Source organism: Staphylococcus gallinarum, from assembly GCF_000875895.1.
GTDB lineage: Bacteria > Bacillota > Bacilli > Staphylococcales > Staphylococcaceae > Staphylococcus > Staphylococcus gallinarum.
Map to the genome: position 1 here is coordinate 1 of NZ_JXCF01000210.1, position 338 is coordinate 338.

At 26.6% G+C, this 338-nt stretch carries 1 protein-coding gene; it reads right to left on the bottom strand.

Annotated elements, in window-relative coordinates; genetic code table 11:
• The coding region (gene mobV, locus SH09_RS14100) for a MobV family relaxase (protein WP_200888863.1) at positions 1 to 338 on the bottom strand (338 nt) is incomplete at both ends.

Genomic DNA, 338 nt, shown 5'->3' on the forward strand with positions numbered 1-338 from the left:
GTTTTTTCGTCCATGTGAACTGTTGCATATAATAAATTATCTTTACCGTATTCTTGTTCTAAAAACTCTTTAGCATATTCAAAAAACTGCTTTGTATCTTCTGGCGTTTGATTATCAAAGAAATCATTGTCTGATGTAATTAAACCATCAATGTGTTTAATCGCGTCTGTTCTAATTTTTCTTTTGCCTGTATAATTCTGTTCAATTTTTTCATCAATCAAGTTATTAAAATTCTGTTTATTAGCATTTACCAAATCATAATTTAAGTAAGTTTTACTATGGTCTATATCTTCATTTTCATAATTATTATTTTCTCTTTGAACATGTTTTTGTATGCC